The following is a 16,482-nucleotide window of genomic DNA, read 5'->3' on the forward strand; positions in this document are numbered from 1 at the left end:
GTCGGAAGTCGCTCTGAACCCTAGACTCAGCGGCTCTTTTTGGGCCTAATCTGTTCCGGCGTGTGAGGGGCAGCGAATGGCAACATTATTCATCGAGAACGAGGCGGAGCTGCCGGCCTCCGTCTTCCAAAGCGACCTGCCGGTCGACGAGAAGCTGGATCGCGCCCGGACCGAGCTTTTGGACCTTTCGGCAAGGAACCGACTGCTTAACATGCCGCGATCCTCGAAGGGCGCTAAGGCGGTCGAGATCGTCGACGAGGTCAGCCGCGAGGTGTTCCGCATGCTGGTCACCGAAGGGCGCCCCTTCACTTTCCTCGCCGGCAAGGCAGCTTCGGCGGGGGAACCGACTGGCGATGACATACCTATTGAGGAAGCGGACGAAATTGCCGATCTGGCTCAGCCTGAACATGACATCGCGGATGAGCGCGGGGTATTCTCCAGACATTCCGACACGCGGCTGCAGACGCGCCTGACGCCCAAGGGGCTACAGAAACGGCTGCTCGACCTCTACTTCGACGCCAGAACGCTCGAGGAAGAACAGGGCGTCAATATCCTATACCTTGCGCTCGGCGCATTGAAGTGGATCGATCCGAACAACGCGGCGAACGTCCGTTTCGCCCCCCTCGTGCTGATCCCCGCACAACTTGAGCGCGGCAATGCCGGCGAGAAGTTCAAGCTCCGGATGCGTCCCGAGGACTATGCGTCCAATCTGTCGCTCGAAGCCTTTCTCGACCGTGTACACGGGATACGGCTACCGGCCTTCGAAGCTGGTGAAGGTTTCACTCCCGACGCATACTTCGTCGAGGTCGCTGAGGCCGTGTCGTCGAAGCCGGGTTGGGAAGTGCAGCCGGACGTCATCGTGCTTGGCTTCTTCTCGTTCGCCAAGTTTCTGATGTACCGGGATCTTGATCCTGGGACCTGGCCCAATGGCGGACGCATCACGGACCGTGCGTTGGTGCGGGGACTGCTGTCGGACGGCTTCGAGGGCAGCGAGGGGATGATTCCCGAGGACGCGAACATCGATCCGTTCATCCCGCCATCCGAGATGCTGCACATCGTTGATAGTGACAGTTCGCAGGCATTGGCGGTGCACGAGGTACGGCGCGGTCGGGACATGGTAATCCAAGGACCGCCCGGCACCGGCAAGAGCCAGACGATCGCCAACATCATCGCGTCGGCCGTCGCCGACGGCAAGACGGTGCTGTTCGTCGCCGAGAAGATGGCCGCATTGGAAGTGGTGAAGCGCCGTCTCGACGCCACCGGCGTCGGCGATGCGTGCCTCGAGCTCCACAGCAACAAAGCGAACAAGCGTGCGGTGCTCGAGGAGTTGCGACGCACCTGGGAACTGGGCGCACCTCGACATCAGGATGCGGGCAGCCTCCACGCCCGCCTAGAAACTGCCCGCAATCAGCTGAACGATCACGCTGAACGGATGCACACTCCGCATCCGGCATCCGGACTGACGCCGTTTCAGGTCGTCGGCCAGCTGAGCCGGTTGCGGCTCGATGGCGAGAAGCCAAGCGACCTGACGCTCGTGGCGCCGGAGACTTGGTCGGTCGATGGCTTCTCCGAACGTCACGGCGTGATTGGGGAACTGGCCGAGCGCATCGGCGTCATCGGCAGGCCCAGCGAACACGCCTGGCGAGGGGTTGGCTTGTCCTCGATTCTTCCCACCGACGTCGAGCGGCTGGAGGAGCGGCTCGGGGGATTGATTGAGCGACTGGCAGAGATCGACGCTTCGCAGGCGGCGCTGGCGAACCTTCTGGAACTCCCGCCCATCAGCACGCTCGACGATATCGCCGTCCTCGTCGTCCTTGCGAACCGACTGGCGAACACGCCGCCGCTCGAAGGTCCGGCACTGGCGGATGTCACCTGGGACCGTGGGTTCGACAACATCGACCTTCTGCTTACGACCGGCTACCGGAGTGCGGAACTCGAGCGCAAACTCGGATCGAAGGTGACGGCGGATGGCCGGACCACGGACCTGTCGGAGACGATCGCCGCGCTGGACGAACTGCCGTCGAGCTTGACCGTCGACGGCTTCGGGCAGATCGCGTCGTTGGCGACCATGCTTCCCCGGCTGATGGCCGAGGCAGGCGCACTCGCCCGCGCGCTCGGACGGGATGCGCCGACATCCGTCGACGAGGCCCGCAAACTCGCCGCGATCGGCGAGCGCGTCGCCGCCGCTCCCGATACCGACCCCGATGCCTTTGCATCGGAGGTTTGGAATTCCGGAGTTGAGCGCGCTGCGGAGGTCGTCGATGCCGTAGCCGCTCTAGAGGGAGCCACCTCAACCACGATGGGCAATGTCACAGACGCCGCGTGGGTCGCCGATATAGGATCGGTACGGGCTACGCTCGCGTCGCATGGTACTAGCTTCATGCGCTTCCTCAGCGGCGAATGGCGAAGCGCCAACCGCCTCGTCCGCTCACTCCTGACCTCACCGGATTCTCCCCTCGAAGACCGCTTGGTGCTCCTCGACGCGCTCGCAAAAGGACAGGTCGCGAGACGGAAGATCGAGCAGGATGGCGACTTCGCCAGATCCGCGTTCGGTAGTGAATGGCGGGGGGATCGCTCGTTGTCGGCGCCGTTGCTGAGCGTCGTCGAATGGATGAGATCGCTTCGCGGCCTAGGCGCCGAGCCACGGATCATTGCGGCACGCCGTCCGGATCGGGGTGAAGTCGAAACTCGGGCGTCACGGACAACGGTCCTGATCGAGCAGCTGGATCCGGCACTGTCGGCGGTGTGGGATGCGCTCGGTGCCACCCAACCCCTGGCGTTCGGCGACGCGCTGAGAGCGGAGCGCGCTGATCTCGGTGCCCTGATGACGGTGATGGCGCGGATGCATGCGGCCGACGAAGAGACGTCGACGGTGTTCGTGAGCACGCCCGCCGCGCTTGACGATCGCCGCCGCGAATTGCGCAATCTGATCGAACTTCAAGAAAAGCTGGCTTGGATCGAAGGCCAGCGTGAGCTGGGCCGCTCCGCGTTCGCGGCATCGTGGCTAGGGCCCGCTTCGGACTGGACGGCGCTGCGGACTGCGGCCGAGTGGATCCGGACGAATAGCGACATCCGACTGCTGAGCAGCCGGCTCGTGGATCGCGAAGCGCCGGCGAGAGATGGGGCTGACGCCTCCGCCCGAACAACGGCGGTGCTGCAGGATCTCTCCGCTGTGGCTAGCCAACTGCAGCTCGCCCTTGTTGTTTCTCTTGGCCGGGAGACTTTTGGCGAAGTGCCGATAGCGGACCTGATGGCTCATCTCGAGCGCTGGAGGACTTCGGGCGAGCGGCTGTTCCAGTGGACCGCGTATCGTGACCGGGCCGAACGTGCGTCGGCACTGGGATGCAGCGACGTCGTGAATCGGTTGTCGGACGGCCGTCTGACGACCGATGGTGCCGTATCCGCTTTCGAGATGGCCTATTACGAGGCCGTCTATGCCGATCAGATCGCCGCCGACGCAGATCTCGGCACCTTCGACGGCACGCTCCACGGCCGCCTTGCCCGCGAGTTCGCCGACATGGATCGCCAGCGGATCGCGACCGCCAGCTTCGAAGTCGTGAAGGCACACCATGACGCGGTTCCGCCACGGGATGGCGGGGCGGTGGGCCCGCTGGGCACTCTTCGCGCGGAGATCGCACGCAAACGTGGCCATATGCCGATCCGTCGGCTGATGGAGAAGGCTGCACCCGCCGTCCAGGCCCTGAAGCCGGTGTTCATGATGAGCCCGCTGTCCGTTGCCCAGTTCCTGACGCCAGGCCTCTTCGACTTCGATCTGCTCGTGATGGACGAAGCTAGCCAAATCCAGCCCGTGGACGCGCTGGGTGCCGTCGCTCGCGCCAAGCAGGTCGTCGTCGTCGGAGACCCGAAACAGCTGCCGCCGACGGCCTTCTTCTCGAAGATGACCGGCGGCGGAGCGGAAGACGACGACGACTCGGGGAGCCGCGTCGCCGACATCGAAAGCATCCTCGGGCTGTTCACCGCGCGCGGTCTGCCAATGCGAATGCTGCGCTGGCACTACCGCAGCAAGCATCAATCGTTGATCGCGGTGAGTAACCGGCAGTTCTACGAGAACAAGCTCTTCATCGTCCCTAGCCCGTACACCGCGGAAGCTGGGATGGGCCTGCGGTTCCACCGCATCCCGCAGGGCGTGTTCGACTCCGGCGGCACGCGGATCAACGTCGTAGAGGCCAAGATCGTCGCGCTGGCGATCGTCGCCCATGCCCAGGAGAGTCCGGAGCTGTCGCTGGGCGTGGCGGCCTTCTCCGCAGCACAGCGACGGGCAATTCTCGACCAGTTGGAGGTTCTGCGGCGCGGACTGCCGCCTGAGGTCGAGAACTTCTTTCAGCTGCACCCATCCGAACCGTTCTTCGTGAAGAATCTCGAGAACGTGCAGGGTGACGAACGCGACGTCATTTTCATCTCCGTTGGGTACGGTCCGACGGTGCCGGGCGGGCGGGTGCCGATGCGGTTCGGTCCGCTCGGCAGCGAGGGCGGTGAGCGGCGTTTGAACGTACTCATCAGTCGGGCGAAGCAGCGCTGCGAAGTCTTCGCCTCCATGTCGGACGAGGACATCGAGCCGGACTTCGCCCGCACCCGAAAAGGCGTCCTCGCCTTCAAACTGTTCCTGCACTTCGCCCGGACCGGCAAGATGGTCATGGCGGAAAGCACCGGCCGTGATCACGACAGCGTCTTCGAGGAGCAGGTCGCCAAGGCGCTGCAGTCGCGCGGATACCAGGTACACCGGCAGGTCGGCCTCGCGGGTTTCTTCATCGATTTGGCCGTATCGGACTCTGAACGACCAGGCCGCTATTTGCTCGGCATCGAGTGCGACGGCGCGTCCTACCACGGCGCGCGGTCCGCCCGCGATCGGGACCGGCTTCGCCAATCCGTCCTCGAAAGCCATGGCTGGACGATCCACCGGATATGGAGCACCGACTGGTTCCAGCGACCGAACGAGCAGATCGATCTCGTCGTCGCCCGCATCGAGGCGGCGAAGGCTGAACACGACGCGCAGGCGGCCGGCGTAAAGGCCGCCCGGGCCGTACCGATCGAGATCGTCACCATCGACCGCGAGGGCTTCACCGAAATCGGTCTGACTGCAGCGGACGCGGAACCTGCATCTACCTTGTACGAGGAGATCGAGCTTTCGAGACCCCGGCATCTTGTCTGTGAGCTCCATGACGCGCCGCGCGGCGCGCTGTCGGCACTTGCCGAGGAGGTCGTTCGAACCGAAGGTCCGGTGCACGTCTTCGAAGTCGTGAACCGGATACGCGACGCATGGGGTCTCAAGCGCGCCGGCGGCCGCATACAGGATGCCGTGGAGTCCGCGATCGCTGTTTCCATCCGTGAGGGACGGGTCGAAGAGGATGGCGATTTCTTGTCCATTCCCGGCAAGGCGCCGAAAGTGCGCGACCGCAGTGCGGTTCGGTCAGCTTCGCTCCGGAAGTCCGACTCGCTGCCGCCTGCCGAGCTCGAGAGTGCGATTCTCGATGTCGTGCGGGCCAACTACGGCGCTACCGACGATCAGGTTGTGATGTCGGCCGCGCGTGCAGTCGGATTTAAGTCGACCAGCGCGCAGTTGCGTGAGCTTCTGGCCGAGGTCATTGCGGCGGCTGTATCCGGAGACAGACTTGCGCGGCGTAACGGGATGCTTGTCGTCGGCAAATCTGCGTCACCCGCCAAGACGCATAAGCGCCCAGCGAGTCCGCTTGTTCAACTCATCGCCGAGGGCGAAAGCGAGCGTGTCGAGTTCAAGGAAACTCTTCGGTGGGATGTCGTTCTGAAGGAGACCAACAAAAAGCTCGAAGACGTCGTCGTGAAGACGCTCGCAGGCTTCGCGAACCGGTCGGGCGGTACCTTGGTGATCGGAGTGGCCGACGACGGCTCCGTTCCAGGTCTAGAGCGCGATTTCGGTAATCTGGGCGGCAATAGTGACAAGTTTGAACTCCATCTAACAAACCTGATCGGAAAGCACTTTGGACCTGCGTTCCGGGCCGCTAGAATCAAGGTCTCATTTCCTCAACACGACGCCGTGGAGGTGTGCCGCATTGATGTCGAACCATCATCGACGCCCGTATTCGTGTCGATCGCTGATCGGGGCGGCACGATTGCCGAACGCTTTTTCGTCCGGTCTGGAAATTCGACGCAGGAGATGACGCCCAGCACGACGGCTAGATACATCGGAGACCATTTCCGCAACCAAAGCTGACGGTCGCGAATACGTGCCGGTTTTTGTTGCAAGCTGGCGAGATTGTTCTGGCAGGGTGAGGTCGCAATTTAGTCAGAAACCGACATTCAAAATTCTCAACGCGTTTCTAAGAATCAAGAGTTCGTTAATGTCGGTTGAGATTCCGATCCAAGGTCGATGAGCCGATCCGCGGCCTCGTGATGAATGAGACAAAGCCGTTGTTCCCAGCTCGTCGCCCGAAGGACGGCTTTCGGTAGAAGCAGGCGCTACCGCCGTGCACGCATGCCATGAACCATGGACCCACGTTGCGCGGAAGCCGAATGCTGCCCTGAAACATGCGCAAGTTGCGGTTTGCGCCAACCCGCTACACGCTCCGGACCGGCCGAAAATGGATAGCGACTTCCTCCAAGTTGAGCGCAGCCCGCATGCTGAACAAGTTCGTCGGATTGCGGTGTCTGCATTGATCCACGTTTTGCGCGTGGCTCGGCTTCATCTGCGGCCGCTCTGCCAAAAGCGTGAATTCAATTCCCATTCAGATATAAGCGGGAAACAAGTGAATCACAATCGGATCTTTGAGAGGCTCAAATATTCGACTGCTAAGCAGGGCATTGCTCTCATTTGCTCGGCGTCCTTTCGATCGATCAAGCGACCAAGTAATATGAAAGGTGTTTCCATCGGGCCTGCGCGTCGTGCCATTGATCGAAACCACGAGCGCTTGTAGGCCGTTGCCGTCGTCAATTGATCCAACGATTACACCTTCGCGTTGCGTTGGCAGCGCGCTCGCGTCCTTGGCGCTAGCATCAAGAGTGACATGGTCGGCAACGACGTCGGGCCATGTCGGCCGGATCGATACAAGCAGTCTCTCTCGTTCCGATGGATAAAGCTTCCAGCCAATGATGCTCATAAGCTCCACGATATGTTGCGCACCGTCCGCCGTTCAGCAGGACGCACTCTGAAGGCGACTTGCAAATATACTACGCATGATGTCTCTGCCAGCCGATGATGCCGCGACGTCCAAAGCAGATGCGCAAGCCCCCCCCCGTCGCGCCGAAGGTCCGGCCGGCTTCCGTTTCGCTGTCCGCAACAATTTTGCAACGGCTCGCAGCTCAGGCCACCTACGAGGGGAGTGTTCAGCACAAGGACACGATGAGCTTCGCTGGCGCCCCCTCACCCCGTCCGGGTGCCAGGCATGTTGGCGACGCTTCGGAAAGCCCCGATTGCATGCTTTGCCCACGCAAATGGGCGTGGGAACAGGCTGCGGCGACGACGTTGCTCCGTAGCGCCATTGAACGGGGCCAATTCGATGGAAGGTCGGGCAACAGCCTTCCCCAGTATGTCTGGGCTCGCGATCCTGTGGATACGGGCATCGTTTACGAGGCGCGACGATTGAGCCATCCCCCGAACGGCTATAAGGCATATCCGTTGACAGCGGCGCAAACTGCGCGGCTTGAGATTGACGTATGAGTGACGATCTTTTGATCCGGTTTGAGCAAATTGAGGGCGCGTTCGAGGATCCCGTCGAAGCCGCAACCTTCGCGCGTTTGTGGCTTCAAGTCGGCGACCGGTTTCTAAGCCGTAGCGTTAATCGCAAGACGGGCGCACGCGATTATCTGAAACTGCCGCTTTATAACCTTGCAACCGGCATCGCGGAAAACTGGTGGACCCTGCTATACGAGCCGTGGCGCCCTGAAGAAGCGACCCCGAAGCGAATGGCGCGCCACCATCTCGATGCTTTCGTAACCGGTTTCGTCTTTCCATCTTTCGGGATCTGGTCTGCCGGTGAAGAGGCGATCACGATCGAAACAGGCCGCATCCACCGTTTCAGTCGCGCTCCTGCGCGGGAGATGCTGCCGAGTGAACGCGAGGTTGCGGCTCGTGTCAGCCGCGCGCCTGCGGTCAGCCAACGTAGTCTTAGTCAAATTGAACTGGTCGACGAAAGCCGTGAACGCGTGACCGTGTCTAGGCAGCAACTCGAAAGCCAGTTGTTTGAACTCGTCGACACGGTGCTCGGTTGGATTGAAAGCGATGGACAGTCTGATCCGCAGCTTGCTGAACGCTGGGCCGGTGTTGTGCGCTCCCTCGAGGATCCGGAAGAACACAACTATTGTACCGCGGCAGGGCGCCTTGGTTTCGATCCCTATGATCCGGAGACGCCGGATATCAGCGTGTTTGCAGCCGAGCTTCCCGAGGACAGTTTTGATGATCTGTGCGAAGCCGCCCGATTCGACGAGCTCGCCCGCGCCTCGGCATGGGTCTCGCGAGAGCAATCGACTCTAGATCGGGCACCAGTCATTGACGTGAGCGACTTCGGTAAGAGACCAACGATCGATCCACGTATTCCCTCGTATGAGGCAGGGTATCGCGACGCGATCGCGCTACGCTCAAAGCTTTTGCTCGACGATGATCCCCGCAGAGCTACTAGGCGTCTGCTCGGGACTGCCGAGGTGGGGCAGATTGATGACGCTCCCCCGGTCGTGGAGGGTTTACTCGCTCGGGGGGACACCGAAATCCATGCCCGAGTAGCGGCAAGATCGACCGCGCAATGGCGATTTCGCGAATGTCGTGCCGCTTATCTTGGCTGGAACGCGTCCCCTGGCGATTATCCGTTGCTCACGACCGCCTCCACCTATCGCCAACAGGCCAGCCGGTCCTTTGCCGCGGAATTGCTATGCCCCGCCGACTATCTCCGTCACAAGGTCGGCAATGGCGCGCTGACGAGCGATCAGCTCAATGATATCGCAGGAGCACTCGACTGCCAGCCGATCATCGTTGAGCATCAAGCACGCAACCACAATATTCCGCTGCGCGGATTCTATTAGGCCGCACTTTCCAGGCCTCCGAAGTCTTGCGGGACCCAGCAGCCGTCGCTTAGCCCGTAGTTTCTGCTCCCATTGAACTTGCTATTTCTTTTAATACATTTTTGACGCGCCGGGTGCCAGCAGCACAAGGACGGGCGGGAGGCGAAGCCCCCCTGTTCCGCGAACCGTCATGGGACTTGCCCTTCGACGCAGGACGTGGTCGCTATGAGCGCGGTTTTGCTGGACGTGCTTGCCCCTGCGCGACAATGTACCTGGAACGGGAAACGGGGCCCCGGGGGGAGTTTGCGGATGACGGCGACGCTTGGGGACCTGGTCAGCGGCGATGAACTGCGTAGCGCATATGGCCTGCGCTCGAAGCGCGTCGACGAAAAGACGGTGACCGCCGCGTCGGCAACCGCGCTCAAGATGAAGCGCGAGGCCGAAGAGCTTGATGGTTGGAAGTTGGCAAAGGAGAACAAGCGCTCTCTACGCCTCCAGCGCGCCAAGCCCGAAGACCGCCAGCTTGAGGACGATGTCTGGACCCTTTTCTACCGGATGGGCTTCAAGGAGATGAACGCGGACCGTAATCTCATGGTCACTGGCAAGGACGGTTCGTCCAGACGTCAGCTCGACGTCTTCGCCAAGGACGACGAGACGGTGTTCATCGTTGAGTGCACGCACTCGCGCGACGGCGGCGCGAAATCGATCAAGGGTCTGCTGGACAAGATTGAGGCCGTTCGTGAGGATGTGATTGCCGCGGTCAAGGCCAAGTATGGCCGCGATAGCAAGCTAAAGGTCAAGCTAGCGATCGCCACACGCAATGTGGATATCCGGACCGCAGACCGCGACAGGGCGGCGACGGCCAAGGTGCCGATCATCACCGAGGCGGACCTAGAGTACTTTCAGCGCCTGACAGGCATCCTGAAGGTCGCAGCGCGCTACCAGTTCCTAGGACGGTACCTTCGTGACGAGAAGGTCGAGGGGCTGCGGACTTCCTTGCCCGCCACCCGGGGCCGCGTAGGCGACACGACCTTCTATAGCTTTCTCATCTCGCCCCACGACCTGCTCCGCATCGCCTACATCAGCCACATGGGCAGGTCGAACGACGACCTCGATACCTACCAGCGCATGGTCAAGCCTACGCGACTCAAGTCCATCGGCGCCTTCATCGACGAGGGCGGGACGTTCCCGACCAACATCGTGGTGAACATTAAGCGCGACGGCCTTCGGTTCGACCTCAAGGATCGTTTCGGCGACACGGCAACGGGCATGCTCGAGCTGCCCGGCCAATACGGGTCCGCCTGGGTCATCGACGGGCAACATCGCCTCTACGGCTATGCTTACGCCGGGCGGGATGCCGAGGAGGACCGTTCGGTCGTGTCGGTGCTGGCATACGAGAACCTGCCTTCGACGGCCGAGATCAAGATGTTCGTCGACATAAACACCCAGCAGGTGAAGGTGCAGAGCAACCTCGTGAAGGAGCTCGTCTCGAACCTGGACATCGAGGACGAGGATCCGGGCAAGCGGCTCGAGGCGATCTGCGCGCGGGCAGTGCTGAACATGGGTTCCGATAAGGCGTCTCCTTTGAAGGACCGGATACTACTGACCGGCGACGACAAGACTAACAGGAGATGCCTGACGCTCACATCGCTGGTCGATGGCATCAAGGGAACCAACCTCGTTGGAAAGATTCAGAGGCCCTCCGGTCGCAACGGCGCATCCGTGCTGCAGCCAGGACCGCTCGGGCACCTCTCAGCGAACGCGACGGACTCTATGCGCAAACTGCAGCGCGGCTTGCAGCTGTACTTTAACCTGTACGCGAAGGGTGCTCCGGACCATTGGGATCTTGGGGACGCCAAGGGGGGCTATCTCGGCACCAACCTCGGTCTGCGCGCGCTGCTCGTGTTGCTGCGAAAGATCGTGCACTTCGTGGAGTCGGACGGGACGAGGGTCGTCTCGTCGTCCGCCGAGGAACTGATCGAGCTCGTCCAGCCGTACGCGCAACCGGTCATCGACTTTTTCGCTCGCGCGACCACTAACGAGGTGACCTACTTCCGCGCGCGTGGGAGCTCGCTGACAAGCGTGGATCAGAACGCACTGCAGATGATGGCGATCGTCGCGTCCGCCAAGTCCGACTTCGACCTGCCCGAGATCAGGGATTACCTGGAATCACAGGACGCCGCCGGGACTGAGCAGGCCCGCGACATGATCCTCGAGATACACAAGATCCTGTACGACGACGTCGTCTCGACGCTGAAGGCGCATTACGGCGAGACCCGCGACTCTTGGTGGATCACCGGAGTGCCGAAGCAGGTCCGGATCGACTGCGATGTCCGCTACAACACTGAGGGGGACACCTCTCGTGACAGGTGGCAGTCGCTCAACCTGATCGATTACTCGCAGATCGTGGTCTACGAGGGCAACTGGGACCTCTTCAAGGAACACTACAACTTCTACGGGAAGGGCGCGAAGGCGAAGCTGGCGCGCTGGATTGGCAGGATCAGCCGCCTGCGCAATATCACGACACACGTCGAGAAGGGGCCGCTCTCGCGCGACCAGGTCGAGTATGTGCGAGATGTCTACGCCCTGGTTAAGCGACACATCGAGGGTAAGGAGCCGGTGGATGGTAAGACTCAGTTGCTATTCGACGAGCCCGAGGAGCAGCGCGAGGCGGCCTAAGTGGAAAAGGTCCGAGGCGAAAGCCTCGGTCAGCGCATGTGCGTCGATCGGTCGAGCCTTCGTCCTATGATCGGACTTGGGAACGGGACTATGAGCACTCGCCTGAACCTTAGCTCGCGGTTCTGGGCTGCAAGGTAGTTGAGGACCTTCAACAGGTCAGAGCGCGTAGCTTCCCAGCGTAGCACGCGGAGCTGATTCACCGGCTTCGTAATGCCCGAGCCGCCGAAGATCGCGTCGAGGATTACGAGCGCCAGGTCAAAGTAGTGATAGGAGAACTGCTCGTCGTTTGGCTTACGATCGAAGGACACAGCAAGGTATTGTGGTTCCGCCCGGCTCTTGCGCAGGATGTCGCGGATTGTCTCGTCTTCCTCCAGCTGGCCCTGGATGTCGCTGAAGAACTTCCGCTTCGTGTTCGCTTTGAACTCGCCCCAAAGCTCCTCGAACGCGATGTCGAAGCGGGACTTGCGCGGCATCCGGACTCACCCGCCCAGCAGGCCATGTCGGACACGCCGCGAGCTGCCTGTTGGGCGATCTTTTCTCACGCAATCTTCAACATTATGCGGTCGACCAAGCTCTTCGCCGCCGACCGGTTGGCCGAGCATTCGTATATCAGCGAGAACATCTCCTCGTAGAGCGCGCGGCGATTGGGACTCAGCCGATCCAGCGGCGAGGCAGCGGGGGCGTTGTCGCCGGCCAGCTGTTCGAGTTCGGAGCGCAGCCGCGCCACCTCGCCCCGGTCGCTGCCGTTGGCGTTGTCGAGCAGATCGGGCTCGCCGAGCAGCTTCTCGGCGCGCATGAGCGACAGCTCCACGCCGAGCGCCATGCGGTCGCGACCCGTGGCGTCGAGAGCGCCTTGGGCTAGCACCGCGAGACCCTCGCGCGCGGCCGCCTGCTCGAGTTCCAGGTCGCGCAGGCGCTTGCGGTCGCGCGAGCTGGTGCGGCAGCGGTTGGCGACGTCACGGCCGAGCGGCGCGAGGTGATTCTTAAGGTTCGCGAGATGCACGTTGCGCTCGAAATCGTCGCGCCTACCGTTTGGGATGATGCGCGGGTCGAGGACATGCACCTCGCCGACGGTCCAGGCGTCGAAGCGCGATTCTGGGAAGACGTCAGCGAGTACGCCGGCTTCGCCGACCTGCACGTCGCCGGCCCGGACCCGCAGGCCACGGACATGTGTGGACGGGTGGATGGCACCTTCGTAGTCGTGATGCGCGATCCACCCGATGGCGGCAATGCCGCCGTCGATGGATGGCACCTCTACGAAGGCGACCTCGCGCAGCCTAAGAGGACGGCCGCCATCGACGGAAAGCTCGTCCCGGAACGGACGCGTAAGCGGCTCGCCTCCATTGATTGTGATCGTCAGGTCGCCCAGCGACACGGTACCGCCGAGTCTCTCCGCGATGGCCGCCCCATGCGAGAAGGACGTATCGAGCGGGACCGGCGCGATCTCGCAGAGATAGTCGGCGACCGCACCCGGTGACATCACCCTGTCGTCGCCCTGCCGGGCCACGCCCTCGAGGCGCACTTCGAAATAGGGGGCGCCCGCTTCGTCGGTGACGGTGGTGGTCGTAATAGCGTCGATGATCGCCGCGAGGTCGCGCGTGTCGGTCGGATCGCGCAGCGCGGTGCGCAGAGCCTGGCAGTTCCACGTCATGGTCGAGACTCGGGCCTCCCCGGCTGCGCGCGACTGGAAGGTGAGCGACCGGGCGTAGGCGAGTCCTGAAAGGCGTCCGACGCCGCGGAAGCCGCGGGCGTCCGTCCCGCGCTTAGCGCTAGCACCGACCGAGGTGAGCACGCGCCGGAAGTCGGACGTGGGGATGCCCGCCGCGTCGTCCCGGATCGTCGCAGTCCTGACGGCGGCATCCAGTACGATCTCGACCCGCCGCGCGTCGTGGCCACTTGCCCGGGCCTGGTCGATCGCGTCGGCGGCGTTCTGCACGTACTCCCGGTAGATCGTGAGCGGATCAACGTACATCGCCGTGGACAGCAGCTCGAGCACGTCCTTCCCGACGATTGCCGGGCCACCTCCGACTACTTCGGATGCCTTCGCGAGGCGAATGGGCGCGCTCATGCGGCCTTCCTTGCGCGTGCCGGCTCCGCGACCGTGACGATCGGCTCCTCTTCGGCGTCCAGTCCTGCGTCCTCGACGCGCTCATCCTCGGGCACATTGAGCGCGTGGGCAACAGCGCTCCACTCTGCCTGCTTTCGCCAGATGGACATGAGCTCGTCCTTCGGACGAGGCATGTAGAACTGGAGGATCGAACGGATGCCCTCGTCGTCGGTTAAGGCCGGTAGTGTGTGGTAGTGGCGCGGGTCGCAAGACGACAGCAGCGTCTTGAGCTCGTGGCGTCGCTCGGGGGACAGCCGGTTGGCCTCCGCCAAGTACTGGTCGTACTCGCCTCGCCCGTCGAGCTTGTCGTACCAGTCGCGGTTGAAGATCATGTCGTGTGGCATCATCAGGATAGTCTCGTATTCGGCGACGGTGTCGCCGAAGGCGCGCCGGAAGAAGGTCGGCTCGCCGCTGACCACGCCGTGGGTCGCCTGCAGGATGATCTGCATCGAGCGCAGCTCGAAACGCGACCACTTGTCACCGATATGGCCGCGGTCCGGACGATTGGTCGGCTGGTAGCGCATCGGGAACGACCAGACGCGGATGTTGAGCTCCTCGTTCAGCGTGACGTTGAGGCGCATACGCGCGAACAGGTCGGCGGGGTCATCGTGGAAGTTGTAGAGCATGTAGTTCGAAAGCTCGGTCAGTCCGTGCTCGTGGGCGTAGCGGACCGCCTGCTCGTATGGCTTGCGGACGCCGAGATGGTCGAACGCGATGCGGAGCGGCTTGAGGCAGATTGTCGCCAGCTCGCGCAGGTACATCGGGTCCTTACACAGGATGCGCGCGTCGACGCCTTGGTTGAAGTCGACCCTACGCTGGACAGCCACGCGGGATCCCGGCCGCGTCAGCTTGGCGCCCGGCGTGAATCCTAGGTCGCGGATCTCGGCGATGATCTCCTTGAATCGCGGGCTGGCGACGACGTTGTTGTCCATGAGGATCAGGTCCTTCTTTGGACCGTACATCTCGTCGATGGAACGGACGATGTCGGTAAGCGATTCCACGTCGCGCTGCATGCCCTCGAGCTTGGGAACGCCGCAGAAGTGGCACTTCCGGATGCATCCGCGCGATGTATAGGCAAAGTAGGCGTCGCGAACCGGGTATTCGTAATCGATCTGGGAGAGGATGCTGTAATCGGGGACGAGATCCTCGATGGCTGTGTTGCTGTAGTCGTCCGAGTAGAGCTCCTCCGAAAAGTCGTCGAGCTGCAGCGCCTTGGCGGGGGGCCCCGTCAGCAGTCCCTTGATGAACCGCACACCCTGCCACCGACGCTCCTCGAGGAAGCGCTCGTGCATAAGCGACGCCGCGATGCCGCCGACGAAGACCTTGTCGGCCTGTCCGTTCGCGACCTTGAGAGCGTAGTCGATGCTCGTCGAAATCTTCGGGTACTCGAACGAGAACAGCGTCGTGACGTAGATCCGGTCCCAGGCCTGCGACAGTACGGACGGATCCTCGCCCTTCACGAACGTGACGTGGTCGTTTTTGCCGTTCGGCCCGTGATACTGGGCGATCTTCATCAATCCTAGCGGCGGATACTTGTTCTTGTAGCCGGGCTCGATGAGCAGGATGCGCTTGCCGGCCATCAGGCAACCGCCCGCATGGTCTGCTGTACGCGGATGCCGCGCAGCAACGTCACGGCGGCCGTCACTCCACCCTCTCCGCCAAGTCCCTTGAACGGCCCATCCGATGACCAGTCGACGTCGGCAGCGAGGTCGGAGAGGTGCGCGATCATGAGGTCGCGGGTCAGCGCGGAGCCGCTTTCGCGCCACATGTCCGCTGCGATGTCCATGAGGGCGTACACGCCGACCCCCTTCGCGAGGAGCGATCCCCGCGGCCGGGACCAGTCGTTTTGCATCGCGATGGATACAGCGATCCAAAAGTCGAGCACGACCTTTGCCGCCTCCTCAACCGAGCGCTGCTTCAGGATGGCGGACCTGTTGAGGAAGCGGCGTACCGCCTTCTGCAGGGTGCGCAGCGACGCCTTGCGCGTCATGCCGGACACCTTGTTGCCGCCCACGTCCAACTGGCCGCACCACGGAGACGCGGGATCGTTCGACAGGCAGAGCGCGATGAAGAGTTCGGGCCGGTCGTTCGCCAGGTCCTCGCAGAGCCGGGCATCATGGAAGTCGAGTAGACTGCGGCTGAGACCCTTGGCTTTGCGGTTGATGACCGTGAACACCGCCATCTCCTCCTCGACGGTGAGCCCCACGAAGCACATGAAGGGCAGCTCGATGTCTAGATCGGCGAGGTGGCCGAGGCGATGCTGGCAATCGACTTGCGCCATCACCGGCCCCGCCGCGGGATCGATGGTCAGGTGCGCTGCGCCGGAGCCGTTCTCCACCAGCGTCCAGCCACAGCTATCCGTCGCCCGAAGGTTGAAGGTCAGCGGGATGGTCGTGCTTCCGACCTCCCGGATATAGCGCCGGAAGTCGAGGCTATGTCCGGAATTGAAGCGGCGCTGATAGCCTTCGCCGCTCCGCTCGTCGAGCACGTCGGGAAAGCTAACTGCATGAAGGACTGACGCACGCGCGAACCCGAGAAGCACCTTACGGTCGCCAGACCGACCGGTGCTGCAAGTGATTTCGACTGTAGGCATCCGGCTACCTCGCATTGTGACACTGCGCAATTTGCATCGTCTCGATGCAGGTAGCGCATCGCTGCATCGCGATCTAGCCCGCCGCTGTCAATACACGATGGTGGCGCGCAGCAAATTC

The 16,482-nt window shown here is 62.5% G+C and carries 8 protein-coding genes; 3 read left to right on the forward strand and 5 right to left on the reverse strand.

Annotation, left to right across the window (positions count from 1 at the left end):
* Positions 1–76: 76 nt before the first annotated feature.
* Positions 77–6,208 carry a DUF3320 domain-containing protein gene (locus ACFSGX_RS12545; protein WP_380930366.1) on the forward strand — a complete coding sequence of 2,044 codons (6,132 nt, stop codon included), beginning with the start codon at positions 77–79 and terminating at the stop codon, positions 6,206–6,208.
* 511 nt (positions 6,209–6,719) lie between these two features.
* Here ACFSGX_RS12545 and ACFSGX_RS12550 read toward each other — a convergent pair.
* Positions 6,720–7,091: a hypothetical protein gene (locus ACFSGX_RS12550; RefSeq protein WP_380930368.1), complete on the reverse strand. Its 372-nt coding sequence runs from the start codon at positions 7,089–7,091 to the stop codon at positions 6,720–6,722.
* 556 nt (positions 7,092–7,647) lie between these two features.
* Between ACFSGX_RS12550 and ACFSGX_RS12555 the strand changes: the two genes are divergently transcribed.
* Together ACFSGX_RS12555 and ACFSGX_RS12560 are read left to right on the forward strand one after the other, a co-directional pair.
* A complete protein-coding gene (locus tag ACFSGX_RS12555; RefSeq protein ID WP_380930370.1) occupies positions 7,648–9,006 on the forward strand; it encodes a hypothetical protein in 1,359 nt (452 codons plus the stop codon).
* 288 nt (positions 9,007–9,294) lie between these two features.
* Positions 9,295–11,664 carry a DGQHR domain-containing protein gene (locus tag ACFSGX_RS12560; RefSeq protein WP_380930372.1) on the forward strand — a complete coding sequence of 790 codons (2,370 nt, stop codon included), beginning with the start codon at positions 9,295–9,297 and terminating at the stop codon, positions 11,662–11,664.
* Positions 11,665–11,693: 29 nt separating this feature from the next.
* Here the strand turns inward: ACFSGX_RS12560 and ACFSGX_RS12565 are convergent, their stop codons facing one another.
* The 4 genes from ACFSGX_RS12565 to ACFSGX_RS12580 all read right to left on the reverse strand — a co-directional run bounded on the left by ACFSGX_RS12565 (position 11,694) and on the right by ACFSGX_RS12580 (position 16,379).
* Positions 11,694–12,137: a hypothetical protein gene (locus ACFSGX_RS12565; RefSeq protein ID WP_380930374.1), complete on the reverse strand. Its 444-nt coding sequence runs from the start codon at positions 12,135–12,137 to the stop codon at positions 11,694–11,696.
* A gap of 65 nt (positions 12,138–12,202) precedes the next feature.
* The gene (locus tag ACFSGX_RS12570; protein WP_380930375.1) at positions 12,203–13,732 is read right to left on the reverse strand and encodes an ATP-binding protein; all 1,530 of its coding nucleotides are present in this window, start codon (positions 13,730–13,732) and stop codon (positions 12,203–12,205) included.
* Positions 13,729–15,351, reverse strand: coding sequence for a radical SAM protein (locus tag ACFSGX_RS12575; protein ID WP_380930377.1), 1,623 nt, complete (start codon positions 15,349–15,351; stop codon positions 13,729–13,731). The genes ACFSGX_RS12570 and ACFSGX_RS12575 overlap by 4 nt, the downstream gene beginning before the upstream one ends.
* On the reverse strand, positions 15,351–16,379 hold the full coding sequence (locus ACFSGX_RS12580) for a DGQHR domain-containing protein (protein ID WP_380930780.1): 1,029 nt from the start codon (positions 16,377–16,379) through the stop codon (positions 15,351–15,353). Before ACFSGX_RS12580 ends, ACFSGX_RS12575 begins: the two co-directional genes overlap by 1 nt.
* Positions 16,380–16,482 lie beyond the last annotated feature (103 nt).

This window comes from Sphingomonas arantia (assembly GCF_042682045.1).
In the GTDB taxonomy this organism is placed as follows: Bacteria; Pseudomonadota; Alphaproteobacteria; order Sphingomonadales; family Sphingomonadaceae; genus Sphingomonas_R; species Sphingomonas_R arantia.